16 protein-coding genes are annotated in these 25,605 nt (G+C 68.3%); 6 read left to right on the forward strand and 10 right to left on the reverse strand.

What is annotated here, in order from left to right; translation table 11 throughout:
• Nucleotides 1-58 precede the first annotated feature (58 nt).
• Nucleotides 59-1,726: a DUF885 family protein gene (locus tag ACLARN_RS23255; protein WP_409493562.1), complete on the forward strand. Its 1,668-nt coding sequence runs from the start codon at nt 59-61 to the stop codon at nt 1,724-1,726.
• Nucleotides 1,727-2,045: 319 nt separating this feature from the next.
• Here the strand turns inward: ACLARN_RS23255 and ACLARN_RS23260 are convergent, their stop codons facing one another.
• From ACLARN_RS23260 to ACLARN_RS23305, 10 genes are all read right to left on the reverse strand, one after another.
• Complete coding sequence (locus ACLARN_RS23260; protein WP_409493563.1) at nt 2,046-3,239, reverse strand: MFS transporter; 1,194 nt, start codon at nt 3,237-3,239, stop codon at nt 2,046-2,048.
• 52 nt (nt 3,240-3,291) lie between these two features.
• Nucleotides 3,292-4,437 (reverse strand): acyl-CoA dehydrogenase family protein, encoded by a 1,146-nt coding sequence (locus ACLARN_RS23265; protein WP_409493564.1) that lies wholly within the window; start codon nt 4,435-4,437, stop codon nt 3,292-3,294.
• A 17-nt stretch (nt 4,438-4,454) separates the two neighbouring features.
• A complete protein-coding gene (locus tag ACLARN_RS23270) occupies nt 4,455-9,314 on the reverse strand; it encodes an amino acid adenylation domain-containing protein (RefSeq protein WP_409493565.1) in 4,860 nt (1,619 codons plus the stop codon).
• 21 nt (nt 9,315-9,335) lie between these two features.
• Nucleotides 9,336-11,168: an asparagine synthase (glutamine-hydrolyzing) gene (gene asnB, locus ACLARN_RS23275; protein ID WP_409493566.1), complete on the reverse strand. Its 1,833-nt coding sequence runs from the start codon at nt 11,166-11,168 to the stop codon at nt 9,336-9,338.
• A gap of 3 nt (nt 11,169-11,171) precedes the next feature.
• Nucleotides 11,172-12,053, reverse strand: coding sequence for an LLM class flavin-dependent oxidoreductase (locus ACLARN_RS23280; RefSeq protein WP_409493567.1), 882 nt, complete (start codon nt 12,051-12,053; stop codon nt 11,172-11,174).
• Nucleotides 12,050-13,195, reverse strand: a complete 1,146-nt coding sequence (locus ACLARN_RS23285; RefSeq protein ID WP_409493568.1) for a hypothetical protein — start codon at nt 13,193-13,195, stop codon at nt 12,050-12,052. The genes ACLARN_RS23280 and ACLARN_RS23285 overlap by 4 nt, the downstream gene beginning before the upstream one ends.
• Nucleotides 13,189-14,604 carry a DUF6002 family protein gene (locus tag ACLARN_RS23290; protein WP_409493569.1) on the reverse strand — a complete coding sequence of 472 codons (1,416 nt, stop codon included), beginning with the start codon at nt 14,602-14,604 and terminating at the stop codon, nt 13,189-13,191. The genes ACLARN_RS23285 and ACLARN_RS23290 overlap by 7 nt, the downstream gene beginning before the upstream one ends.
• 47 nt (nt 14,605-14,651) lie before the next feature.
• Nucleotides 14,652-16,529, reverse strand: a complete 1,878-nt coding sequence (locus tag ACLARN_RS23295) for a helix-turn-helix transcriptional regulator (RefSeq protein ID WP_409493570.1) — start codon at nt 16,527-16,529, stop codon at nt 14,652-14,654.
• Between the two features lie 2 nt (nt 16,530-16,531).
• The gene (locus ACLARN_RS23300) at nt 16,532-18,517 is read right to left on the reverse strand and encodes a SidA/IucD/PvdA family monooxygenase (protein WP_409493571.1); all 1,986 of its coding nucleotides are present in this window, start codon (nt 18,515-18,517) and stop codon (nt 16,532-16,534) included.
• A 102-nt stretch (nt 18,518-18,619) separates the two neighbouring features.
• Nucleotides 18,620-19,726, reverse strand: a complete 1,107-nt coding sequence (locus ACLARN_RS23305) for a branched-chain amino acid aminotransferase (RefSeq protein ID WP_409493627.1) — start codon at nt 19,724-19,726, stop codon at nt 18,620-18,622.
• Nucleotides 19,727-20,187: 461 nt separating this feature from the next.
• On the opposite strand from ACLARN_RS23305, the gene ACLARN_RS23310 reads away from it, so the two are divergent.
• Genes ACLARN_RS23310 through ACLARN_RS23330 form a run of 5 tightly spaced genes read left to right on the forward strand, consistent with a single transcriptional unit; the run spans nt 20,188 to nt 25,021 of the window.
• A complete protein-coding gene (locus tag ACLARN_RS23310; protein ID WP_409493572.1) occupies nt 20,188-20,406 on the forward strand; it encodes an MbtH family protein in 219 nt (72 codons plus the stop codon).
• Nucleotides 20,407-20,459: 53 nt separating this feature from the next.
• Complete coding sequence (locus tag ACLARN_RS23315) at nt 20,460-22,292, forward strand: amino acid adenylation domain-containing protein (RefSeq protein WP_409493573.1); 1,833 nt, start codon at nt 20,460-20,462, stop codon at nt 22,290-22,292.
• On the forward strand, nt 22,276-23,532 hold the full coding sequence (locus tag ACLARN_RS23320) for a cytochrome P450 (RefSeq protein WP_409493574.1): 1,257 nt from the start codon (nt 22,276-22,278) through the stop codon (nt 23,530-23,532). The genes ACLARN_RS23315 and ACLARN_RS23320 overlap by 17 nt, the downstream gene beginning before the upstream one ends.
• Nucleotides 23,533-23,549: 17 nt before the next feature.
• Entirely contained in the window at nt 23,550-24,284 is a 735-nt protein-coding gene (locus ACLARN_RS23325) for a thioesterase II family protein (protein WP_409493575.1), read from the forward strand.
• Nucleotides 24,285-24,286: 2 nt separating this feature from the next.
• Nucleotides 24,287-25,021 carry a thioesterase II family protein gene (locus ACLARN_RS23330; RefSeq protein WP_409493576.1) on the forward strand — a complete coding sequence of 245 codons (735 nt, stop codon included), beginning with the start codon at nt 24,287-24,289 and terminating at the stop codon, nt 25,019-25,021.
• The last annotated feature ends 584 nt before the right edge of the window (nt 25,022-25,605 follow it).

Here is a 25,605-nt window from a genome sequence, read left to right on the forward strand (position 1 = left end):
CGGCTAGCGTCGATCTTCAGTCCGGTCTCGCGGTTTCCCGGCATGACGGAGGGCGGAAATGGACGGCGCATCAAGCTCGGCGTTGCCGGAGCTGGCGGCGGAATTCTGGGCCTGGCGCACCCGGACCCAGCCGGACTCCTACGACGACATCACCAGGGTGGAGCGGCCTCCTGACCAGGTGGCCGACTGGTCGTCATCGGCGATGCGTGCCCGGCGCGAGGCCCACGAAGGATTCTCCGACCGGTACCGCCGGATCGAGGTGTCCGATGTGGACACCAGTGACCAGGTGGACCGGCGGCTGCTCGGATCGGCGCTGGCGCGGGTCCGGTGGGAGCTGGACCTTTCGCGTGCCTGGCAACGTGACCCGTCGTTCTACGTCGACCAGAGCCTGGTCTGTGTCTACAATCTTCTGTTGGAGCCGCCACCGTTCGGCACCCAGCGGGCCGACGCCGTCGTTCGTCATCTGCGCAACGTGCCCGTCGTTCTGGAACAAGCACACGAGAACCTCGCCGGGACGATCGTCGGGCCGTTCGCCCGGCGAACGCTCACCGTGCTCCACCAGGCCGACGAACAGCTGCGGACGGCGATGTCGGCACTGGCCGTGTCGTTGCCCGACCGCCGATTGCCCGCCGCGGCCGAAACCGCCGCACGGGCTGTCGCCGGCTACCGGGAGTGGCTTGCCCGGCAAGCCCCGTTCGACACCGACGAAGTCGCGGTCGGTGCGGACGCGTTCGCGTTCTTCCTGCACCGCGTGGCGCTGCTGCCGTTCCCGGCGGAACAGCTGCGGACGATGGCCCACCAGGAACGGAATCGAGTGGCGTGGGCCGAGACGCTTTCATGCCGTGGCGATCACACAGTGGCCAAGGGGAAGCTACCCGGCATGGCCGAGTTGATCGCCCGGCAACGCGACGCCGAGCGTGACCTGCGGCGGTTCTACCTCGAACACGGTGTCCTGAGCCTGCCCGCGGGTCCGCGGAGATACCGGATGGCACCTCTCCCCGCATACCTCGAACCGCTGACCTGGCTGGGTGTGCCGCACTACCCGGCGTCACCGTCCCGTGTGGACGATGACGCGATTCGCTATGTCCGGCAGCCGCACCCGAGCCTGCCCTACTTCGATCTCGCCGAGATCCGCACCCCGCTCACCGGGCTCGCGCACGAAGGCATCCACGCACAGCAACTCGCGATCTCCTGGCAGCACGACAATCCGGCACGCCGTCACTACTACGACTCCGCGCCGAACGAGGGAATCGCGTTCTACCACGAAGAACTGCTGCTGAACCTGGGAGCCTTCGACAGCGAACCGGCAGGCGCCGCGTTCGTCGTCAACGCGATGCGGCTCCGGGCGCTTCGCGTGGAGATAGACGTCGCGCTGGCGCTCGGCGAGTTGTCCTTGCGGGAAGCGGCCGACGTGCTCGCGGAATCGGTCCCCATGGACCGGGCGACCGCGTGGCAGGAGGCCACCTTCTTCGCGGGGAACCCCGGCCAGGGGTTGAGTTACCAGATCGGCAAACTGCAGATCCTCGACCTGCTGGCGGCCTGCGCACAGCGTCAGGGCGACGCCTTCGATCTGAAGGCGTTCCACGACCGGTTGTGGCTCGAAGGCAACGTGCCGGTCGCGTTGCAACGCTGGGAACTCCTCGGTCTGCGCGACCACCTCGACCGGGCGGACCTGCTGGCCCCCGCTGGTGTCGAACGCCCACCAGCGCCCTGGCGGTGCTACTGAGGCCGATGGTGACGTTCCAGGTCCGTGAAGGCCCCCTTGAGGGACCCAGAGTCCCTCAAGGAGGCCTTCACGGACACCCCGGCCCCGACTCGCGACCACCCGCCAAGCCGAGTTGACCGTCCACAAGAGACACGATTCGGGTGAGGTCGTGAGTGGCGATTCGGATTATTGGGGGGTAAGGCAAAGGTGGCGTCTTACGTGCTCGCCCGGGTGCTGATCTGGGTGTCGCGAAAGCCACTTTCGGGACATCTGATGTCCCGAAAGTGGCTTTCGCGACATGCCCGGTGCGGGTGGCGCGGTCATGAACCGACACCGCGAACTAGTTCTTCCGTAGCCGTGTGATCGGCACTATCACGGCGGTGAGCAGTGGCGCCAGACCCGCCAGGAGCAGACCCGCGTCAGCGCCGAATCGTGTCACGAGCAATCCCGCCACCGGGCTGGCGGCGGCGGTCCCCAGATAGCCGAAGGCGGAGAAGTACCCGAACGCCTCCGCCAGCCGATCCGGCGAAACCTTCTCGGGAACCAGCAACATCGCCGCGGTGTCACCCGGCGCGAAGGCCAGTCCGGCGATCAGCAGGCAGGCGATGGCGAGCACCAGCGAAGGTGTCACGGCGGCGATCGCGGTGATGAAGCCGTACACGGAGATCAGCACCCAGGCCACGGTGAGACTGGGGGTTCTGCGCAGCAGGTTCGTGGCGGGTAAGGCCGCATAGACGGAACCACTGAGCGCGCTCGTGGCGAAGATACCCGCGAGCACCAGGCCGCCGTTCGTGGTGGGCCCGCCGTGGTCCGCCAGCAACGCGGGAAGGGCGACGTCGAGCGCGCCGAGGTTGATGCCGATGCCCACATTGAGCAGCAGCGGCACCCAAAGCCGTGCCAGCAGGGTTCGCGCCGACGACGACTGCCGGGGGCCGCTTCCGGGGGCCCGGCTCGGCAACGTCCAACTGAGCAGCGCACCCGATGCCACGACAGCGGCCACCGCGCCGATACACGCCTGTGGCCCGACCAGCGCGGCCACCACGGCCGCCAGCGCCGGACCGCCGATCCACGCCGACTGCAGTGCGACCGCGTCGATCGCGTACGCCTGCTTGAGCTGGCCGGGCTGCAGGACCTGCGGCAACAGCGACCGGTACGCCCCGCTCACCCCCGCACCGCTGCCCGCCGCCACGACCACCAAAGCCAGCAGCACCACCAAAGGCGCACCCGCGGCGGCCGCGATCGCCGTGGCGACCAGGCCTGCCGTCGACCCCAGCAGCGACCAGCCCAGCGCACGAGGCAACGTGGCCCGATCCATTTGCCTGCCCCGCCAAGGCGCGCACGCCGCGTAGGTCAGCGCGCTGGCGCCGCTCAGCAAACCGGCGCCGACGAACGACCCCGTCACGTCGTGGGCGGTGAGCACCAACGCGACCGGCAGCATCGTCTGGGGCAGCCTGGCGAGCGACGCCGCGGCCAGCCACCGAAACCAGGTCGGATTCGCCCGCAGCGGCCTGGCCACATCGTCCTCGACGGACATAGCTTCCTCCTGGCAGGCCTGGCATGGATGTACGCATCGCCGGGGTCGAAGGCTACCGATCGGGTCCGGGCGCGGAGTCCAATCGTCCCGCGATCAGGTCGAGGCACAGATGCGTGGGCGGCCCCATATGCGTGACGGCTTCGGCGTCGTGGGAGATCCGGTTGATCTCGTGTGCCTGGAGGTAGCCGGCGCTGCCGAGGAGACCTCGGACCGTGCCGCAGACGGTCTCACCGGTCGTCGAGGCGAAAACCTTGACACAGTAGGCACGCAGCACTCTGTCGTGTGCCGGGCCGGCGGTGAGATCGCGGACGGCGGCACGGGCCGACCTGACGGCGATCTCCGTCGAGGCGAGCTGCCGCTGAAACCGTGGTTCGTCGAAGAGCTCGCGGTCGCGGGCGTGCCCGAGCGCGGTTTCGTGCGCCGCCTGAGCCAGCCCCACGCTGACCGCACCGAGGGTGAGCCCCAGCCGGTGGGGCAGCTGGATCGCTTCGGTGGTGGCGCTGCCGGAGCAGAGCAGGTTGCCCTCCGCGACGGTCACGTCCTGGAACCGCACCATTCCCGTCCCGGAGCCGCGCATACCGGCCATGTCGAGTGCGTCCGGGGGCACCTGGACCCCGGAGGTGGCCGCTTCGACGAGGAACAGCGCCTGGTCACTCCCGCCGTAGGTGGGCCCGGTGGAGTGAGCTGTTTCGGTGGTGGAGGGAAGCTGTACGAGCACGATGAAGAAGTCGGCGACGGTGGCGCTGGTGGAGAAGGTTTTGCCGCCCTTGATCTCCCACCCTCCGGCGGTGTCCCGCTGGGCGCTCGTGGACAGCGAGCGCTTGTCCGCGGTCGATCCGGGCTCGCTCCACGCGGACGCCACCAGCTCGCCGCCTCGTGCGACGCGCGGCAGCCAGTGTTTCTTCTGGGCCTCGGTGCCGTACTGCTCGATCCGCACCACCACCGCGCAGTGGAGGTACAACATGATGGCGATCGACGGGTTGTCCGCGGCGACGGCCTCGATCACGGTGTTCGCGGCGGCCGCGTCATAGCCCCAGCCGCCGTGGTCTTCGTGGACCATCATGCCCAGCAGCCCCGACCGGCGCAGCGCCTCGAGGCTCGCAGGGTCGACCTGCCCTGTCTCGTGTGCCCGGCGGGCGCCGGCGCGGAGGGTCTCACCGAACTCCGGGCCGGGCGTGAAGTGACCGGGGAGATTCATCTGCCGTCGCCTTTCCATCAGCCCGACCACATGGCGAGCAGTTTCTCGCGCTCACCAGGGAGCAGTATATCGACGGCGCCCAGGCGCGAACCGGGATCAGCGACCGCGGCACGCACCACCTGGACCAGCCGCTGGGTCAGGGACGTGACTGTTTCCTCGTCGAAGATGTCGGTGGCGTACTCGACCAGCGCGTCGATGCCTTGCGGACGGCCGCCGGCGTCACGCCGCTCGGTGAACGCGAACAGCAGATCGAATTTGGCGTTGCGCAGCCCGGCCTGGTGCTCGGTCACCTCCACACCGGGGAACTCCAGCGTGGCCTCACCCGCGTTCTGCAGGACCAGTGACACTTGGAACAACGGGTTGTGGCTCAGCGATCGCGCCGGATTGAGCACCTCGACCAGTCGCTCGAACGGCACGTCCTGGTTGGCGTAGGCGGCCAGGTCGGTTTCCCGCACCCGCGCCACTAGTTCGGTGAAGGTCGGGTTGCCGCTGGTGTCGGTGCGGAGCACCAGGTTGTTGACGAAGAAGCCGACGAGGTCGCTGAACGCGTCGTCGTTGCGGCCCGCGATCGCCGCGCCGATCGGGATGTCCGTGCCCGCGCCCAGCCGGGTGAGCAAACCGGCCAGCATCACCTGCAAGGTCATGAACAAGCTGGCGCCCCCGGTTCCGGCAAGCCGGGTGAGGCCGTCGTGCAGATCGGCGTCGAGTCCGAAGTAGATCGTCCGGCCACGCTGGCTGCGTACGGCCGGCCGGGGCCGATCCACCGGAAGCTCCAGTTGTTCGGGCAGACCGGCCAGCTGTCCGGTCCAGTACCGCAGCTGCTCCGCGATACCTGTCCCGTCGGTGTGGAGACTTTCCCGTTGCCACAGCGTGTAGTCCGCGTACTGGACAGGCAACGGCGCCCAGTCCGGGGCGCCGCCCGCCCGCCTGGCGGTGTACGCGGTGGACAGATCCCGCAACAGCGGCCGCATCGACCAGCCGTCGGTGGCGATGTGGTGCAGGCAGATCAGCAGCACGTGCCGGTCGGGGGCGAGCCGGAAGAGCTTGGCGCGCAACGGCGGCTTGTGCTCGAGGTCGAACGGGCGGTCGACTTCGGCCGCCACGGCGTCGGGTACGCCGGGCTCCGGACAGTCCACTGTGGTCAGACGGAACGGTTCGGGGTCGAGCACTCGCTGGTACGGCTCGTCACCGGACAACGGGAACACCGTTCGCAGGCTTTCGTGCCTGGCGATCACGTCACCGATCGCCGTCTGCAACGCGTCCACGTCCACCTCGCCGGTCAGCGAGAACACCGACGGCAGGTGGTACGCCGAACCGTCATCCGTCCGTGTCGCCAGCTGCTCGACGAACCACAACCGTTGCTGCGCGAAGGACAACGGCACCCGGGCCGGTCGGCGCATCACCCTGACCGGCAGTCTGCTGGACGCCGGTCCGTCGATGGCCTTGGCGATGCCCGCGACCGTCTGCCGGTCGAAGACCACCCGCACCGGCAGGTCCACGCCGAACACCGAACGCACCCGGCCCGCCAGCTTGGCGGCCAGCAGCGAGTGGCCGCCGAGGTCGAAGAACCCGTCGTCCACACCGACTTCGGCGAGCCCCAGCACCTCGGCGACCAGCCGGCACAGCAGTTCTTCCTGCGGAGTGCGCGGTGCCCGGCCGGTCACCGTCCACTGTGGAGCGGGCAGCGCGGCGAGGTCCACTTTCCCGTTGGCGTTCTCCGGCAACCGGTCCAGTACGACGAACGAGGCCGGGACCATGAAGGAGGGCAGGGTCCCCGACACATGCCGCCGCAGCTCGGCGACGTCGAGCCGGACGGCCCCGGTGCCCACCACGTACGCCACGAGCCGGAGGTCTCCCGGCGCCACTTCGATCGCGGTCACGGCGGCCTGTGCCACCCCGGCGTGCTCGTGCAGGATCGTTTCGATCTCCCCTGGCTCCACCCGGTAGCCCCGGATCTTCACCTGGTGGTCGGCCCGGCCGGCGAACGCCACCGTGCCGTCGCCGTTCCACCTGGCCAGATCACCGGTCCGGTACATCCGCTCGCCGGGTGCGCCGAACGGATCCGGAAGGAACCGCGTCGCGGTGAGACCGGGCTTGGCCAGATAGCCACGGGCCACCCCCGCGCCCGCGATGTACACCTCGCCGAGCACACCGGGCGGGACCGGGCGCGCTGTCTCGTCCAGCACGTAGACCCGGTGATTCCACACTGGACGGCCGAGCGGGACGGTCGTGGTCCGGCCGCTCGCGGCGACCTCGCCGGGCACGGGGAACGAGAGCGCGCAATGCGTCTCCGTCGGCCCGTACTGGTTGATCAGCCGGCGGCCCGGCCGGGCGGCCAGCAGGGATCGAAGCTCATCGCCCAGTGTCAGCGCCGATCCCGCCTGCACGATGTCGGTCAACGTCGGCAACTCGGTGCCCTCGGCGACGGCGGCCGAGCAGATACCGTCGAGCATCAACGTCGGCGCCATGATCATGCGCACCCGGTGCCGGTCGATCCAGTGCACCAGCCGCGCCGGATCGGTGCGGAGGTCCGGCTCGGGGATCGCCACCGTGCCACCGCAGGCGAGCGTCGCGAGCGTCTCCTGCAACGACATGTCGAATCCGACACTCGCCAGATGGGCGGTGACCCCACCCGGGTACCCCGAACCGCCGTCCGCCTGCCAGCACACCATGTTGAACAGCCCGGCCGCGGGCATCACGACACCCTTGGGCATCCCTGTCGAACCGGAGGTGTAGATCACGTAGGCGGCAGCGGCCGCTCCCCCGCTACGCCGCTCGTCCCCGGTCAATTTCGTCGCGGGCAGCCGGTCGATCCGCGCCACGTCCTCGGGGTCGTCGAGGACCAGGGCACCGGGTACCCGTTGTGCGTGCTCGACGGTCGTCACCACGACCGAGGGTGCGGCGTCGGCGATCATGAAGCCGACCCGGTCGTCGGGAAAGTCCGGATCCACCGGGAGATAGGCCGCGCCCACCTTGACGGTGGCCAGCATCGCGACCAGGAGTTCCACGGAGCGGTCCAGCACCACCGCGACGACCCGCTCGGGCCCGGCGCCTCGCCTTGTCAGTTCCCTGGCCACTTGGTTGGCCCTGGCGTGCAGTTCGGCGTAGGTGACGCTGACCGTGTCCGTGACGACGGCGACCGCCGACGGTGTCCGCTCGGCTTGGTTCTCCAGCAACGTGGCGAGGTCGGTGGCGGGCAAGGCCCTGGCAGAGTCGTTCCACTCGGTCACCACCCGGTGCCTGCCGGGCGCGGACAGCAGTTCGTATCGTGACATCGGCAGCCCGGGATCACCGGCGGCCTGGTCCAGCACCAGGCACAGCTGCTCCGCCATGGCCTCGACCGTGCCGTGGTCGTACACGTCGGTGGTGTACTCGACCAGGCCGTCCACCCCGCACGGCGCACCGTCGGCGGACAGCTTTTCCTTGAAGTTGAACGATAATTCGAACCGGGACGTCCCGATGTCGACCGCCTCGAATCGGGACGTGAGGCCCGGCGCGTCCAGCGCGGGCTCGACGTTCGCGTCCACCAGGAACAGCACCTGGAAAAGCGGGTGCACGCCGAGGGAACGAACCGGGTTGACCGCTTCGACGACGTGTTCGAACGGCACGTCGGCGGCGTCGAACGCGGCGAGGTCGGTCGTCCGGACCCGCTCGATCAGCTCGTGGAAGTCCGGGTCGCCCGCCGTGCCGGTGCGCAGGACGAGCGTGTTGACGAAGAATCCGACGAGGTCGTCCAGCGCCGCGTCGGTGCGGCCGGCGATGGGCGCGCCGATCGGCACGTCGGTGCCTGCGCCCAACCTGGTCAACAAGGCGCAGAGGCCCGCCTGGATGACCATGAACAGCGTGGCCTGATGCTCCCTGGCGAGGCCGGTGAGCCGCTGGTGCAGTTCGGTGCCGAGGTGCAGGCGCACCCGGCCGCCGTCGTAGCCGGCGACGGCCGGGCGGGAGCGGTCGGTCGGCAGGGTGAGCTGCCCTGGCGTGCCCTTGAGCGCTGTCCGCCAGTAGTCCAGCTGTTCGGCCAGCAGGGAATCCTCGTCACGGTCGGCCAGTTCCCGTTGCCACTGAGCGTAATCCGCGTACTGCACCGGCAGTTCCGGCCATTGTGGCGCGCTGCCGGTCAGTCTGGCCTGGTAGGCGGTGGACAGGTCACGCCGCAGTGGTTCGAACGACCAGCCGTCGACGGCGATGTGGTGCAGCGCCAGCAAAAGCACGTGCTCGTCGGGACCGAGGACGAACAGGTAGGTCCGCAGAGGTGCGTCCTCGGTCAGGTCGAAACCTTCGGACGCGTACCGCCGGACCGTCTCTTGCGCCTTGTCCGGCTCGACGTCGATCACCTTCACCGCCGTGGCCGCGTCCGGGACGTCGAGGACCTCCTGCCTCGGCGTTCCCGCCTCCGCCGGGAAGATCGTCCGGAGCGGCTCGTGCCGGGCGATCACATCGCACACCGCCTGGCGGACCGCCTCGACGTCCAGCTCACCCGACAGCCACAAGGCCAGCGGGGTGTTGTACCCGGCCCCGCCACCGGCGACCTGGTTGAGGAACCACTGGCGCTGCTGCGCGAACGACAACGGGACCCGCGCGGGGCGGTCCTTCCGCTCGATGGGCGGGCGGCTCGTCCGGTACGTGTCGAGCCTGCTCGCCACGCCGGCAGGCGTCGGCGCGGTGAAGAACTCCCGCGGGGTGATCTGCGCGCCGAACGCCGCCTGCAACTGGCTCAGCAGGCGGGATGCCAGCATCGACTGACCGCCGAGCTCGAAGAAGTCGTCGTCCGCGGCCACCCACGGTTCGCCGAGCACTTCGGCGAAGATCGACCGGACGAGATCGGTTCGCGGGTCCGTCCCGGACTGCGCACCGGCGAAGTCACCACGCTCGGACATCGGTTTCCCCCTTCAGTGCCGTCAGCACAGGGTCACTCCCAGCTCGCGCATCCACAGATCGACTTCCAGCAACGGGATCAAGATGTGGGCATGGTTGGCGTGCGTCATCGTCGGCCGGTCCGCGGCGGAGATCATGTCCTCGATCCGTTGCCCGTCAAGCACTCCGGCCAGCGGGGAGGCCGGGTCGCCCGCCAGCGCGCGGACACCGGAGATCACTTGCGCGGCATAACCCGGAGAGAACGACGCCGGATAACCGCTCTTGGGCCGGTCGAGAACCGCGGGCGGCAGCCGATCGCCGAACGCCAGCCGGAGCAGGCTCTTCTCCCTGCCGTCCGCGATCTTCATCTCCCACGGGACGTTCCAGACGTACTCGATCAGCCGATGATCGCAGTACGGCACCCGCACCTCGAGGCCCACCGCCATGCTCATCCGGTCCTTGCGGTCCAGCAACAGGCTGAGCGGGGCCTGCATGCTCAGGTACAGGACCTCACGCATCCGCGCGTTCAGCTTGGTTTCCCCTGGCAGGCCGGGCACTTCGGCCAGCAGCGTCCGGTAGAGGTCCTGTTCCTGTTCCCACGGTTCGATCCGGGCGCGGACGTCCGACGCGACGAAGTCGGTCAGCCGTACGCCGTCCCCCATCCAGGGAAACGTGTCCGCCCAGACCGCGTCCGGGTGGCGGAACCACGGGTAGCCGCCGAACACCTCGTCCGCCGCCTCACCGGACAACGCGACGGTCGACGTCTCACGGACCGAACGGAACAGCTCCAGCATCGACGCGTCGAACTGCCCGAGACTCGGCAGGTCGCGCGCGTGCCTGGCGATCGGGAGGGCGGACAGCATGCGCTCGTCGTCGACGATCACCTCGTGGTGGTCGGCGCCGATATGCGCGGCGGTCAGCTTGGCGTACGGGCTGTCCCGGTCGGGGCGCAGCGCGGTCGGCCGGAAGTCCGACTCGGCACCGGCGAAATCGACCGAGTACGTCGACAACGGCCCGGAACCGTTCTCCCGCAGTGTCTCCGCGGCCAGTGCGGCCACCACGGACGAGTCAAGACCGCCGGAGAGCAACGTGCCAAGCGGCACGTCGGAGACCAGTTGCTCGGCGACGATCCGCTCGACCAGCTCACGCACGGTCGACACCGTCTTGTCGAGGTCGTCGGTGTGCTCCTCGCCGCGCAACGCCCAGTACCTCGACTCGGCGAACTCGCCGGGAGTGAACCTCAGAACGTGTCCCGGCCGTACTTCGGCCAGCCCCAGCAACGGCGTCGCGCCCGACGGCGTGAGCCGGGCGTTGAACAGCATCGGCAGCGACTGTTCGCTCATCCTGGCGGTGAACAGCGGGTTGGCGAGGATCGCCTTCGGCTCGGACCCGAACAGCAGGCCGCCCGCGTAACGGTGGTAGTACAACGGTTTCACGCCAAGCCTGTCGCGAACCAACAGCAGCTGACGCCGGTCGGTGTCCCAGACGGCGAAGGCGAATATCCCCACCATGCGCTCGACCGCCGCGGCGCCCCACTCCACATAGGAGCGCAGGACCACTTCGGTGTCGGACTGTGTGCGCATCCGGTGCCCGCGCGCGACGAGCTCGGCGCGCAGCTCCCGGAAGTTGTAGATCTCGCCGCTGTAGGTCAGCACGATCTGCCCGCCACCGGGTGACCGGGTGGTGACCATCGGCTGCTTGCCACCGGCGATGTCGATGACCGCGAGTCTGCGGTGACCGACGGCGGCATGGCGCGACAGCCACACCCCCTCGTCGTCCGGGCCGCGAGGCGCCAGCCCGACGGTCATCTCACCGAGGCAGGCGCCCTCCGCCGACAGATCGCGGGTGAAGTCCACCCAACCGGCGATTCCGCACATCAGTCAGTCCCCCGCCACCATGGGCAGCACATCCGCTGCGACCTGTTCCAGCACACGCAGATCTCCTTCGTACGGCGGCTCGCTTCTCGGAAACGGCACGATCAGGTCGGTCACCCCGATCTCCGCGTACCGGCCTGCCTCGTCGGCGAACGCGGCGGCCGAGGAGAACGGTGCCTGCGCCCGATTGACGTTCAGCAGAAACACCTTCAGCGTCGCGGGATCACGGCCCTCCTCGACGCACATCCGCCGGACGGCGCCGATCTGCTCGCGGGCCAGCTCGGGCGTCACCGCCGGGGCCACGCGTCCCCGGCGCGCGGCCACACCGTTGGTCACCCAGCCGTCCCCGTAACGAGCCGCCAACCGCATCCCGGTGGGACCGCTTCCGGCTATCATCACCGGAATCCTGGCGCGCGCGCCGCCGTCCGGGTCGATCCACGCGTTGCGCGCGGAGTAGAACCGGCCCGCGTAGTCCGAACACGGCTGCCGCAAGAGCTGGTCGACGACCTCGACGAACTCCGAGAAACGGTCCCGGCGCTCGGCGGGCGACCACGGCGCCTCGCCCAGCACCTCCGCGTCGGCGCCGGTCGCTCCCGCGCCGATTCCGAGCACGAACCGGTCGTCCGAAAGGTCGGACAGGGTGAGCGCTTCCTTGGCGAAGGGCACCGGGTGCCGGAAGTTCGGGGACGCGACCAGCGTGCCGAGCCGAATCCGCCGGGTACATTGCGCGGCCGCGGCGAGTGTCGGCATCGCGGAGTACCACCGTTGCCCGACCAGATCGCGCCACGCGATGTGGTCGAGGGTCCAGGCGTGCGCGAAACCCAGTTCGTCGACCATTTTCCAGGACTGCCGCGCCTCCCGCCAGCGGGCCGCGGGCAGGATCGTCACGCCGATGCGAATGGTGTCCTCCTGTCCGCGGTGTCCCGCAGGAACGCGTCCAGGTGGGACAGCCGCGCGGCGCGCAGGCCGGTGCCCTCCCACCGGAGGTCCAGCCGGGCCGGGCGTTGCTCGTCGTGGAAGTACACGGCTTCCAGCGCGCCGTCGGGAGTCTCGGCGACGACCGGATTGGCCACCAGAAGGTCACGTACCGGCGGGGTGTCCCGGAGCACTCGCAGCAACAGCCGTTTGCCGCCGAAGTGGTCGGCAGGCAGGGCCACCCGCGGATGCAGCTTGCGCTTGAACTGGAAGATGCCCTTGCTCAGGAACGGCTCGCAGCCGGACAGGTTGACCGCTCGGATGCCGTTGGTGGCCGCCCATTCCAGGATCAGCGCGTACAACGCCGCGAACGCGCCCGTGCCGTAGTGCGACCGGGCTCCGTGCGTCACTCCGGCCAACCGCAGGGTGAGTGTGCGGGTCCGCCGGTTGACCAGGCACAGCATCCCCGCGATACGTTCGGGTCCTTCGGTGAGGAAGAACAGGAAACCCCGGCGAAAGACGCACTGGAACGCGATCTCACGCTCCAGGCTGCGTGCCGCGGGACCGTGCCGCTCACGCATCGTCGGCAGGTGCACGTGTTCGTAGAACCACTCGAAATCCTCGGTGGCGGTGGCGTGTTCGAGGGTCCAGCCGAGGTCACGCCGCTGTCGCGCGACTCGCTGACGCTCCTTCCTCGACATCCGGGCCCGCATGGCCCCGGCGTCCGGCACGACCGGCACGACGAGCTCGATGCGGAACGGAAGCAGCAGGTCGTTGGCCGACCTCAGCGGCCGGAGCCGGGCGGCCGGGGCGCCGATGGCCATCAGGTCGACGCCGGACGGCGCCAGTGCCTCCGCCCACCGCACCGTTCGCGTTTCCCGGTGGATCGCGCCACCACCGGCGGCCTGTTCCTCCAGGAACGGCACGACATGGCTGACGCCCTCGGGCAGACCGGCGTAGCCGAGGGTGAGTGAATCGCCGATGGTGGACCGGATGTACGTCGCACGGCGCAGGCGCGCGTCGTCGAACGCCAATCTGGTCCGCACCAACGCCGGCCGGGTGCCGGTACGCCAGGCGAACACCGGCCGCGCGACGAGCGAGCGCCGGATCAGCAAGGCCCGCTCCCGGCGGAGACGTACTTGAAGACCTCCTCCGCCGAGGACACCGGCGTCACCCCTCGCTCGGTCAGCGGCTTCATGTCTTCGTCGGTGTACCAGCCCGAGCCGTGCACGACCACGTCGTGCGCGGAATCGACAAGGCCTCGGTCGATTCCGTTGAGGACACCGGTGAGCGCCATCATGAGCGACCACTCGCGCACCGCGGCCGGATCGGCCGGTACGGGGAAACCGGCGTCGGCGAGCAGCGGGCTCAGCTCCGCGTACCGCTGCCGGCATTCCAGCTCGGACACGACGATTCCGTCTCCCCCGTGCCGCTTGATGATGTCGGTCATCCGGTTCGCCGTCGCCGGCCGTCGCGTGTAGAAGGTCGGATCGAGCACCTCGCCGGGATCGCCCGTACGGTAGGGAAAACGCGAGTCGGACCGCTGCTCGTGCTGCCCGGTCGCCGGATCGAGCCGGTACCGCGGGACGCGGTCGCGGTCGAAGTCGCCGTGCCGCAGGTGCAACACCATGTCCGGCGTCCCGAGATGCTGGACGAGCAGGCTGTGCGGGCGTCGCATCGGATCCGACTGCCCGCCACGTTCCAGCCGGTCACGCCCGAGGTGGTAGCCGAGCAGACCGAAAGCACTCGACACCGCGTGCGCGTGGGTACGCTGCCGGTCGGCCTTGTCGACGGGCGCGACGGCGTGTTCGAACAACGCGCGGCCGACGTCGGCGACCAGGTAGTTGTCCAGGTCGAGGGAGTACCAGAGGTGGCGGCCGTGCTGCCGCAGCAACGTTTCGGCGTACTCCTCGACGAAGCGACGGCCGAGCACCTTGACGTTCTCCGCGACGGGATCGTCGTAGGTCAGCAAGGGGTTCAGTTCCGCCAGCCGAGGGTCCGCGGACAAGGCGTCGGTACGCAACTTGGCGATATTCGCCGCGGGCGCGAGGACGATCACCCGCAGCTGGTCCGGCTGGACCAGCCCGCACGACACGGCTCGCGCCAGCGCGTCCCGCAGCGCGGTTCCCTTGTTCGCCGAAGTCGGCGAGAAGATCACCACGGGTTCGCCGTACTGCCGGACGAACTCCGCGGCCCGTGCGACGATCAGTAACGAGGCGAAGGTTTTCGTCGTGTTGGTCCCCGGGTTGCGGGCGAGGTTGAGCAGCATCAGCTCGTGGCCGCGGTAGCTGCCCATCTCGTGCCAGGAGACCTCGGCCGCCGCGAAGTACTCGCGGACCGCCGGTGTCAGGTCGGGTAACGCCCCGCCCACACTGAACCGCGCCGGATCGTCCCGCGTCGGTGCCGGCCATGTCGCGGCCGACAGTTCCCGTACCTCGTCGTAGAAGTCGGTGATGAGATTCCCGGTCCGGACGGCATACGCCGCGCGGACGACTCCGGCATCCGGCTGATCGGTACGAGACAAGACCGCACTCCTTAGATCGTCGCACAACGCACTGACCCGCTAGGCCGTCAACCCGAACGCGGCAATTCCGAACTTGCCCAAGACTTGTACAACGCGGCCAATTCCACCCGCGAATTCACGCCGATCTTGCGAAAGATCTTCCTGAGATGAAAGTTGACCGTATGCGTGGTGACGAATACCTGGTTCGCGATCTGGTGATTCGTCAGACCGTCGGCGACCAGCCGGACAATGCTTTCCTGTTTGTCCGTCAGATCCCTGAACGTCACCCCGGGAATTCCGCTGAAACGCGCATAAGTGTCGTAGACGCCGACCGAACGCAGCCTGCTTCGAACCCTGGCGAAGTCGCGTGCCGCGGCCGCCTCCGAATACAGCGAAAGCGCCTCCTGAAGCGCATTCACCGTTCGCGGACTCGCGTCGGCGGGCGCGATGTCGGCGATGTCTTCGACCACCCTGGCACGCGACCAGCTGTCCGCGTAGAGCAGCCGCGCCTGGGACAGGAGGCCGGTATCCCGCCGCGACAATCCGTGCGCGTGCAGGTCGGCCGCCCGGAAGGCAGGCAGGTCGTCCTCCGCCAGCTCACCGATCAGTCCGCAGACCCACCGCGCGGTGGGGAGGTCGTCGCCGCACAGGGCGACCCGCACGATCAGCGCGGCCACCGACGGCTCGTGCACGAGCAACTCCCGCAGCCGCCGTCCCGTCCCGTACATCTCCTTGACCAGCGACAACGCGTGCTCAGGGCCGTACTGGGCTTCGGCGAGTTGCAGGACGACCGAGCCGTACTCCGCCGGATCGCCCTCGATCAGCTTGCACCGGCGCACGTACCGTGCCGACTTCGCGATGTCGCCATCACGAAGCGCGGCCAGTGCGAGCACCGCCAGCTCGGGCGAGGACAACTCCGCGCTGTCATGGCTGTTCACCACCGCGACGGCGTCGCTCAGCCGCCCGGCCTTCGCCAGGCGACGAGCCTTGGCCGCTGCCCACGGGGCTTCCCATCGGGTCTGCCCGGTCCACCGCGTCCGGTCACGGACCGCGGCCAGTATCGCGTCGCACTCTTCGAACCGGGACGCGTCGGCGAGCACGACGGCGGCCGCGATCTCCACCTCGGCGGGTGCCTCGTTGACGGCGCTCTCGGAAATCGCCTGATACGCCAGTCGTAATCCGCGGGACAGCTCTCCTGAATACCACGCCTTGGTCGCGCGGGCCATCGTCTCCCGCGGCTCACGGGCGACACCGGCGGGAAGGGCGGCCCGGGTGAGCTCGACGAGCGCGTCACGAGCCAGTTGCTCGCCGCACAACCGCAGGACGCGGTCACGTACCGCGGACAGCACGCTTTCGGGCAGACCGGGCTTGGCCAGTCGCGCGCACCCGTCGCCGACCTCGACGAAACCCTCGTGCGACAAACCGTCGACGAGCGCTTCGAGCAGGGCCGGGTTTCCGCCGGCGGTGTTGGCCAGCCGGGTCAGCGCGAGATCCGGCGCGGCGTGCAGCCGGTCGGTGAGATAACCGGCGGTCTCGTCCTCCGTCCACGGGACGAGCTCCGACCTCGTGTCGCCGAGCACCTGGCAAAGCCGCTCGACCTCGGGGCAGCCCGCGCCGGACTCACGGGCCAGCACCCAGACCGTTCGTGTCTCGGCGGTGACCATGGCCAGCAGTTCTCGCGCGAAGCCGGGCGAGGCGCGATGCACGTCGTCGATCGCCACGGCGGTCAGCTCCGCGCGCGTGGCCGGGTGCTCGTCCGCGCCGAGCCGGGCGGTCGCGAATCCGGCGTCCGCCGCGAGCCCGAGGACTTCGCCGAGCACCCACGTCTTCCCGGTCTGCGGCGCTCCCTCGTACAGCAGGACAGCGCCCTTCCCGGATTTCGCGGCACTCAGCACCGAGCCCACGAATGCGCGATCGAGGTTTCGTGAGGTCTGTTCTTTTCGCATTGTCATCCCTGGACGACATTCAGCCCGACGATTTCCTCGATCAGTTCGAGTTCACCGCGCTGCGCTGTGGCCGACAGCACGGAGGCGGCCAGCCTTCTGTTCTGGTCATCGAGTTCCTGGGACAGCTTGAACCGGCCGACCAATTCATGGATCTCTATTTCGAAACCTACTATATGCTCGATCATCCGGTCAATGCGCGGATCGTCGAGGTCCAGCCGATAGGAATTTTCACCGGGGTCGGATTTCTCGCAGATACCGGAGAGCCCGGCCAGCAGCGCGGCCCGATCGGGAAGCAGGCGGCCACGGCCCCGCACGTGCACGTTCATCGAGTTCCACGTGGGGAGCAAGCTGGTTTCGAAAACCTGCGGGGGCAGGTAGGCGTTCGGCCCGTGGAACAGCACGGTCAGCTGGTGGCCGTCGATGAGCTGCACGTGCGGATTGGCCCGGTCCAGGTGTCCGAAAAGGACTCCGTGCTCGCCGCGCGCCCGATCGAGCGTCATCGGTATGTGCGTCACCACCGGGTCCTCCGCGCCCCGGGCGGAGATCAGGGTGGCGAAGTTGAACCGCTCCATCACCGCGTAGATCTTCTCCGGATCGGTTTCGACGTAGTGCGGCGGCGGATACGCCGAGGCCCTGGACACCTCGACCGGCCGTCGGGTCCGCACCGGCGGCGGGGTCTGCTTGCAGATGTCGGTGAAGATCTGTTTGGCACGGAACGGCAACAGGGACAACAGGGTGTCGCCGAGACCGAACGAAGGCTCGCCGTAGCCCTGGACGTAGAAGCCGCCTTCCAGTTCCGCGGTGGTGCGCACCCGGTACTCCGGTGACAGCACGAGATCTCCGGACTCTTCCCGCAGGAACGGCCTCAGATCCGCGAAGATCGACTCGTCCAGCGCGCGGAGGTACCCGGTGGCCAGCACCACCCCGTCACACTGAATCTCCTCGTCCCCGCCGTGCCGATCGGTGACCGCGACCCGCAGGGCGGTGCCGTCCGCACCGACGGCGGTGACCTTGGTGCCAGGGTGGACGATCAGCCTGCGGGTACCGCGGACCTCGTCGTCGTACACCAGCCGGTAGAGGTCGTCGAGGAAGCCGGGCTCCACCACGCCGTAGTTGGTGTTGCGCAGCTCCGCCCGCAGCTCTGCCCGGTCCGGTTTCGTCCTGGCGTGGAAGGAGTTCGCCTTGCCTTCGAAGAACTGCTCGTTGACGAACGGGTTGCTGTCGGCCGCCCGCAGCGCATAGCCGGAATGCAGGAGGTGCACGCGGCTCGCGGGATACCGGCTCAGCAGATACGCCGCGATCTCACCGGCGCTCTGGCCGTCGCCGGCGACGCCGAATTCGTAAGGACGCGACCGGTCGGCGAAATGGTCGGGGAAACGCGGGAGGAAATCGCTGGAGTGCACCACGGCCGGGCCGGCGCAGACACCGCCGGCGGGCAGCCGGGGCCGTCCACCGGCGGCGTGCACGACGTTGGCCGCGTAGCGGATGGTCGTCTGCCCGGTAGCGACATCACGCGCCTCCACCCGGAACAACCGGTGCGCGTCCTCACCTGCCCGCCGGATCGGCGTCACCCTGGTGACCTCCGAGTTGTAGCGGACCTGATCGGAGAACGATTCCGCCACCCATTCCAGGTAGTCCTGGTACTCCAGTCTGGTCGGCCGGAAGTCGTTCAGGTTCACGAACTGCTCGAGTCGGCCCTTGGCCTTGGTGTACTGCAAGAAGGTGTACCGGCTGGCCAGGTTGCGCAGTGAGACCAGGTCCTTCAGGAACGAGATCTGCATGCGTGAGCCATCGATCAACATCCCGGGGTGCCACCGAAGCCGGGAGCTGCGCTCGAAGAAGAGACAGCTCCGTTCGCTGTCGAGCTCTTCGGCCGCGATGGCGAGGGCGAGGTTCGACGGCCCGAAACCCACGCCGATGAGGTCGTACGGGTTGCCCTCGGCACCCAGTTCCGCGTTGGGCGTGTTCGGCGGTGAATCATTCCTCACAGCAGTACCTCACAGCATCGAAGTTTCTCCCCGAGACACTCGCGTTCAACTGTCCGGATCCTTCAGTCGAACGCGAGCGGATGACACCACCTGCCGTTGCCGTCAGCACACCTTGTGCGTCCAGGAAAAGGGATCGGGTCGATGACCGTGCTGGATTCCCAGCAGTTCCTCGCGCAGGCGCAGCGTCACCGGGCCCGGTCTGCGGTCGCCGATCTGCCATTCCCCCGACACACTCTTGACCATCCCCACCGGCGCTATCACCGCTGCCGTACCGCACGCGAACACCTCGGTCAGTTCACCGGAGGCGCACTGCCGCCGCCATTGGCCGACCGAGATGCGGCTTTCCCCGGTCGCGATGCCGAGCTCGGGCGCCAACGCCAGCAGCGAGTCGCGGGTCACCCCTGGCAGCAGGGTCCCGGTCAGTGGCGGGGTCACGATTCGCGGCCTGCCGTCGCCGTCGGGCGCGTAGACGAAGAACAGGTTCATCCCACCCATTTCCTCGACCCAGGTGTGCTCGGCCGCGTCCAGCCACACCACCTGATCGCATCCGTTGCCCACCGCCTGCCGCGTGGCCTTGAACGTCCCCCCGTAGTTCCCGCCTGCCTTGGCGGCCCCGGTTCCGCCGGGCGCGGCGCGGGTGTAATCCTCCGACAGCCACACGTTGAGCGGCCTCGGCACGTCGCCTGCACCGAACGCGGCGGTCGCCGGTGAGGCGATCACGCAGAACAGGTAACTGTCCGACGGCAGGGTGAAACCCAGGGTCCGCTGCGTGGCGATCATGAACGGGCGCAGGTAGAGACTGGTGCCCACAGCGTCCGGTACCCAGTCGCTGTCCTGACTGACGAGCAGTTCCAGCGCGCGGACGAAGAGCTCCTCCGGCAGCTCGGGCATCGCCATCCGCTCGGCCGATCTGGTGAACCTGGCCGCGTTCGCGTCCGGGCGGAACAACGCGATCACACCATTGGCCTGACGGTAGGCCTTCATGCCCTCGAAGCATTCCTGGGCATAGTGGAACACCGACGTCGCGGGGTCGAGCATGAACGGCCCATAGGGCTCGAGGCGTCCGTCGTGCCAGCCGCGTTCGGCCGACCAGCGCAGCGTGACCATGTGATCGGTGAAGGTTTTGCCGAACCCCGGCGAGGCCAGAATCGCCTTCCGCTTCGCCTCCGGCACGGGCTGCCGGTTCGGGCGTACCTCGAAGTCGACCATCAGCAGTTCACCTTCCGCGGCCGGGGACACGGCCAACCTACCGGCGGCCAAGATCGCCGTGGTGTCACAGGAACGAGGGACAGGGACGGCGCGCGCCGCGTGGGTACTGTCACCGTCACGGCGTGGTTTCCCCGTACAGCCGCGATTCCCTCGCGCTCACCACCACTGGGTTTCCAGTGTCGTGCACCGGAAGTGAGGTCGTGAGTGGCGACTCGGGTTTTCTTGAGAGGTGAGGCAAAGGTGTCGCTTCGTGACCACACCACGCGCACCGAGCATGTCGCGAAAGCCACTTTCGGGACACCAGATGTCCCGAAAGTGGCTTTCGCGACACCCAGATCAGCACCCGAGCGAGCACGTAAGACGCCACCTTTGCCGTACCCCTCACCTGACGCCACCTCTGTCATTACACAGACTTACGGGGCGAATTTTCGACTCGCGTTTCCAGGCAAGGAGCCGGCGGCATGAACCTGTTCGACGATCCCGACGGGAACTTCTCGGTGCTTGTCAACGACGAAGAGCAGTACTCACTCTGGCCCGCGACACTGGCCGTGCCGTCCGGCTGGACGACCGCCCACCGTGAGGACTCCCGCCAGGCGTGCCTCGACTACATCGAACAGAACTGGACCGATCTGCGGCCGCGCAGTGCGCGGCGCGGCGCCGTCACGGCGTCCAACCAGTGACCGCACCCCTTCGCCGTCCGACGTCGCAAGAGTCAGGAACGATGGAATCACCCATGAGCATCGAACAGCCCTCGACCACGCGGCCGTGCGTTCATGAAATGGTGGCGGACCAGGCCGCCAGGACACCGGACGCGATCGCGGTCTCCTACCGCGGGCGAACGCTGACCTACCACCAGCTCGACACCGCCTCGGATGAACTGGCGCAACGTATCCGCGGCGCCGGAGTCCAAGGTGGAGCAGTGGTCGCGGTCGTACTCGAGCGGTCGCCGGAACTGATCGTCACCCTCACGGCGGTGCTCAAAGCGGGCGGCGCGTACCTGTATCTCGATCCGGCCGAACTGGCCGAGCAGCGAGCCCGGCTCGTGCGGGACGCGCGGACGCGGTTCGCCGTGATCACGGAAGCCACCCGGGAGCAGGCGCCCGACGTCCCGATCGTGTTGCGGTACGAGGATGTCCTCACCGGGCAACCGGAACCGGTTCACGCGCCGGAGGTCGTGCCCGACACGCCCGCCTACGTCTGCTATACCTCGGGATCCACCGGTGAGCCGAAGGGTGTCGTGGTCTCCCACCGCGCGATCCACCGGCTGCTCGACGACCCGTCCTGGATCGACGTCCGGGACGACGACGTGTTCCTGCAGATGACCAGGGTCGGCTTCGACGTCTCGACGTTCGAGATCTGGATGCCGCTGGTCAACGGCAACCGGCTCGCGCTCGCCCCGCCCGGCTTCGCCGACCTGGCCGAGATCGCCGACCTGATCCGCGCGGAGAAGATCTCCGTGCTGTGGCTGACTTCCGGACTGTTCCACAAGATCGTCACCCATCAGCTCGACAGCCTCGCCGGGGTGCGGCACCTCCTTTCCGGCGGCGATGTCCTGTCGCCGTCACACGTACAACGCGTACTCGCCGCGTACCCGCATCTCGTCTTCACCAACGGATACGGCCCCACCGAGAACACCACCTTCACCACGTGCTGGACGACCCTGGACAGCGGCGACGCTCCCCGCGTGCCCATCGGGGTGCCGATCGACGGCACCACGGTCGCGGTCCTCGACGACGCGATGCGGCCGGTGGCCCGCGGCGACGTCGGTGAGCTCTGGGTCGGCGGCGACGGGGTCGCCACCGGATATCTGAACAGACCCGGTGCCACGGCGGAGAAGTTCGTGGCGGATCTGGACCCGGCCCGGCCGGGAGGCCGGATGTACCGGACCGGGGATCTCGTGCGCTGGGCCGACGACGGCACGCTCGACTTCCTCGGCCGGGGGGATCGCCAGATCAGGATCCGCGGCTACCGTGTCGAGCCCAGCACCGTGGAGATGGAGCTGCTGGGACAACCCGGCGTCGAACAGGCCGCCGCGCTCGCGCACATCGACGGAGCGGGCGACGCCCGGCTGATCGCCTATGTCGCGGTCGGGCAGATGCCCCAGGACGACTGGAACGCTTTCGGCATCACCCTTCGTGAGCGGCTCCGGGAAACACTGCCGCCCCATCTCGTGCCGTGGGCGGTCATCGTGCTGCCCGACATCCCGTTGAACGGCAACGGCAAGGTGAACCGATCGGTCCTGCCGCGCGCGAAGGTCCCGCGCAACGTGCCCGACGACTACGTGCCGCCGACGGATCCCATCGAGCAACGGCTCGCCGAGATCTGGAGTGACGCGCTGATGGTCGAGCCGGTCGGGATCCACGACAACTTCTTCGACCTGGACGGGCATTCACTGCTGGCCGCCGAACTGCTCGCGGGGCTCCAAGAGGAGTTCGAGGTCAGTTTGCCCGCCCGTACCCTGTACCTGCGGCCGACCATCGCCGAACTCGCCGAGGAGCTGCGCAAGCAACTCGGTGACGACGCGACGGATCCTTTGGAGGCGACGGCTGATGCGACAGTTCGATGACCAGACGATGGACCAGCACCCGGCCCCCGGATGTCCGGTGAGCGGGGCCGCCACGGCCGTCGACGATCCGGTGCTCTACAGCGACGGGGACTACCAGTCGGTCTGGGAGGGTCTTCGCGGTCTGGACGGGCTCAGCTGGAAACAGGTGGACGACCGGCGGGGCTTCTGGTCCGTGGTCAAGTTCGAAGACGCGCACCTCGTCCTTCGTGACGCCGAGACGTTCACCTCGGAACGGGGCACGATGCTGTGCATGCTCGGCATACAGGACCCGGCGGGCGGCAGGCAACTGCCGGCGACCGATCCGCCGCGGCACACGACCATGCGCGCGTCCCTGCAGAAGGCGCTGGCGATCAAACCGATCGAGCGCCAGCACGAGATGATCCGTGAGCACGTGGTCGAAGCACTCGAACCGCTCGCCGACGGCGGGACCTTCGACTTCGCCGAGGCGATGCTGGCCCTCCCGGTGGCGGTCGGCGGAACGGCGATGGGGCTGCCTCGGCAGGACTGGCCGGAGCTCGTGCGGCTGCTCACCGCGTCGAGCGCCCCCGAGGATCCCGACTACCTGCTCCCCGGCGGAACCCAGGCCACGCTGGACAACGCGCACCGCGAACTGTTCGCCTACTTCCAGGACATCTTCCACGAGCGGCGCAAGAACCTCGGTGACGACCTGATCAGTGTGCTGATCGGGACCGAGGTCGACGAGCGCCCCATGTCGCCGGGCGCGGTGATGTCCAACTGCTACAGCGTGTTGCTCGGCGCCGCCGTCACCACCCCGCACTCGCCGACCTACGTGCTCGCCGAGCATATGGAGGACGGCCTGCTCGATGAGTGGGCCGCCGATCTGAGTGTCACGCCGACGGCGACGGAAGAGGCGATGCGGCTCGCTTCGCCGGTCAGCCACTTCATGCGCTACGCCGTCGAGGACACCGAGATCCGCGGCACGAAGATCAAGGCGGGCGAAGCCGTCGCGGTCTGGTTCGGCGCGGTCAACCGGGACGAGGAGGCTTTCCCGGACGCGATGACCTTCCAGTTGCGGCGCAGGCCCAACCGGCATGTCTCGTTCGGCCTGGGGCCGCATTACTGCGTCGGGCACAACGTCGCCCGGGTCACGCTCCGGATCGTGTTCGACGAGCTGCTCACCCGGTTCACCGGATTCGAGTCCGCGGGCGAACGCTCGCGGCTGCGCTCGAACTTCATCTCCGGCTACAAGCACCTGCCCATCGCCGCCAGGACACGTTGACCTCTGGAGTGCCACCGATGCGCAAACGACGAAACAAGTGGCTGCCACGCGAACCGTCGGCCGAAGCCACCGGCAGGGTGTTCCTGATCCCCTACTCCGGCTGCGGCGCCAGCATGTACCGGAACTGGCCGCGCCAGTACGAGGGGGTCGACCTACTGCCGGTGGAGCTGCCCGGTCACGAGACCCGGCTGGCCGAGCCCAACTTCGAGACCTACCAAGAGCTGGCGAAGCTGATGACCGCCGGGCTCGAGCCGTACTTCGATCTGCCTTACGCCTTCTTCGGACACTGCGGTTCGGCGCTCGCCGCCTATGAGGTGTCCTCGGAGATCACCAGGGCGGGGCTCCCCCAGCCCGCCACGGTGTACATCTCGTCCCAGGTGGCACCCCAGGACGGCCCGTTCGGCCGCTTCCTGGAGATGGACGACGACGAACTCGCCGAGGAGCTGAACACGCTGAGCCGGGAGCTCGGGTCCGAGCCGAACCCGGACCTCATCTCGTTTTACGTCGAAGTGCTGCGTGAGGACGTGGAGACCAACAAGCGGTATGTGATGCCCGATCCGTTCCGGCTCGAGTGCCCGGTCACCACGATCGGCTGGACCGAGGACGTCGAGATCCGCCACGACACCATGGGTGGGTGGACGGCCTGCGGTGAAACGACTTTCGAGCTGCTGCCCGGCAAACACCACAGGTTCATGGACGCGCCACCCGAGCTGCTGCGCGTGTTGTCCGGTGGACTCGGCGGCAGGGACTGAGCGTGGACGAGCGCCGCTGGCTCAAGGGCATGGGCCAGCGCGAGGATGCCAGGATCAGGTTGCTGTGCTTCCACTACGCCGGCGGCAATGCGGCGATGTTCCGGGACTGGCGGCGCTTGCTGCCGTACTCCGTCGAACCGGTCGCCGTACAGCTTCCCGGCCGCGCGGACCGGTTCGGGGAGGCGCCCTACACCAGCATGACCGCGCTCGTCGACCGGCTCGTCGAGGTGCTCAAACCGGTGCTCGACCACCCTTTCGCCTGCTACGGCGCCAGTATGGGCGCCCGGGTTTCCTGGGCACTGGCGCACGCACTGCGTGACCGGTGCCTCCCGATGCCACGAAAGCTTTACGTGTCAAGCAGTTCGGGTCCGGTGCTGGAGGAAGTGGTGCGTGGCTGGAACGAAACCGACGAACAGCTTGTCGCCTACATGCGGGAACTGGGTGGCACACCGCCGGAGGTGCTCGACGACGACGATCTGCTCATGGCGTTGCTGCCCGCGCTGCGTGCCGATCTGACGGTTCTCGGCACCCACGCGTATGGCCCGTCGGCGGCGCTGGATGTCCCTATTCACGCGTTCGCCGGACGTGACGACTTCGAGGCGTCGCCTGCGCTGATGGCGCCGTGGCGCGCGGAGACGTCCGCGACCTTCGACCTGGACGTCCTCGAGACCGGGCATTTCCTCGACGACAAAGGCTTACGGCACGTGCTCGACGTGATCGGGAGCGACCTCGGCTGAAAGCCTCACCCCAGGGTGGGGACTTGGGGACAGCGCCTGAGGTAATCAGACTGTCCACAAAGGACGCCCATTAGGTCGAATTGTCTGATTTGCCATCGTTTATCCAGGTTTTCTCGTGTGTCAAGGCCTCTTTCCTTGCGCCTGGCGCAAGGAAAGAGGCCTTCATGCACCAGTGTGCTGCGCCAGAAACTCGCTCCGTAAATTGGTACTGGAATCTGGTCACCCACCGCTGAATGAACCCCACCTATTTACCGCTCGCGGTCCCGTCAGGACCCGAATCCGCCAACAGCGCCGGACCTGACGTGTCGCGAAAGCCACTTTCGGGACGTCTGATGTCCCGAAAGTGGCTTTCGCGACACGTGATGGCGACTGGGCGCACAGTACACCGAACAGCGTGACACGACACCGGAACCTGAGCACGAACGTACGGCGCGAACCAACGAATCGTCACACGAGAGACAACCGAGCCGACCGCGAGACCATGTCCACTCCACCGCGGGCGACCCGTCCCGGTTCTGCCGCGCCCTCCTGAGTGCCTGTCCGACCAGGGTAAAACACGTCAGAAACACGCCCGCGCCACCAAC

Source organism: Amycolatopsis sp. cmx-11-12, from assembly GCF_046269425.1.
Taxonomy (GTDB): Bacteria; Actinomycetota; Actinomycetes; order Mycobacteriales; family Pseudonocardiaceae; genus Amycolatopsis.

Bases quoted from the DNA above. Each gene is read 5' to 3' on its own strand.
- ACLARN_RS23320 (WP_409493574.1), top strand. From the start codon at position 22,276: ATGCGACAGTTCGATGACCAGACGATGGACCAGCACCCGGCCCCCGGA.
- ACLARN_RS23265 (WP_409493564.1), bottom strand. From the start codon at position 4,437: ATGAATCTCCCCGGTCACTTCACGCCCGGCCCGGAGTTCGGTGAGACC.
- ACLARN_RS23325 (WP_409493575.1), top strand. From the start codon at position 23,550: ATGCGCAAACGACGAAACAAGTGGCTGCCACGCGAACCGTCGGCCGAA.
- ACLARN_RS23310 (WP_409493572.1), top strand. From the start codon at position 20,188: ATGAACCTGTTCGACGATCCCGACGGGAACTTCTCGGTGCTTGTCAAC.
- ACLARN_RS23295 (WP_409493570.1), bottom strand. From the start codon at position 16,529: ATGCGAAAAGAACAGACCTCACGAAACCTCGATCGCGCATTCGTGGGC.
- ACLARN_RS23255 (WP_409493562.1), top strand. From the start codon at position 59: ATGGACGGCGCATCAAGCTCGGCGTTGCCGGAGCTGGCGGCGGAATTC.
- ACLARN_RS23305 (WP_409493627.1), bottom strand. From the start codon at position 19,726: ATGGTCGACTTCGAGGTACGCCCGAACCGGCAGCCCGTGCCGGAGGCG.
- asnB (WP_409493566.1), bottom strand. From the start codon at position 11,168: ATGTGCGGAATCGCCGGTTGGGTGGACTTCACCCGCGATCTGTCGGCG.
- ACLARN_RS23315 (WP_409493573.1), top strand. From the start codon at position 20,460: ATGAGCATCGAACAGCCCTCGACCACGCGGCCGTGCGTTCATGAAATG.
- ACLARN_RS23260 (WP_409493563.1), bottom strand. From the start codon at position 3,239: ATGTCCGTCGAGGACGATGTGGCCAGGCCGCTGCGGGCGAATCCGACC.
- ACLARN_RS23270 (WP_409493565.1), bottom strand. From the start codon at position 9,314: ATGTCCGAGCGTGGTGACTTCGCCGGTGCGCAGTCCGGGACGGACCCG.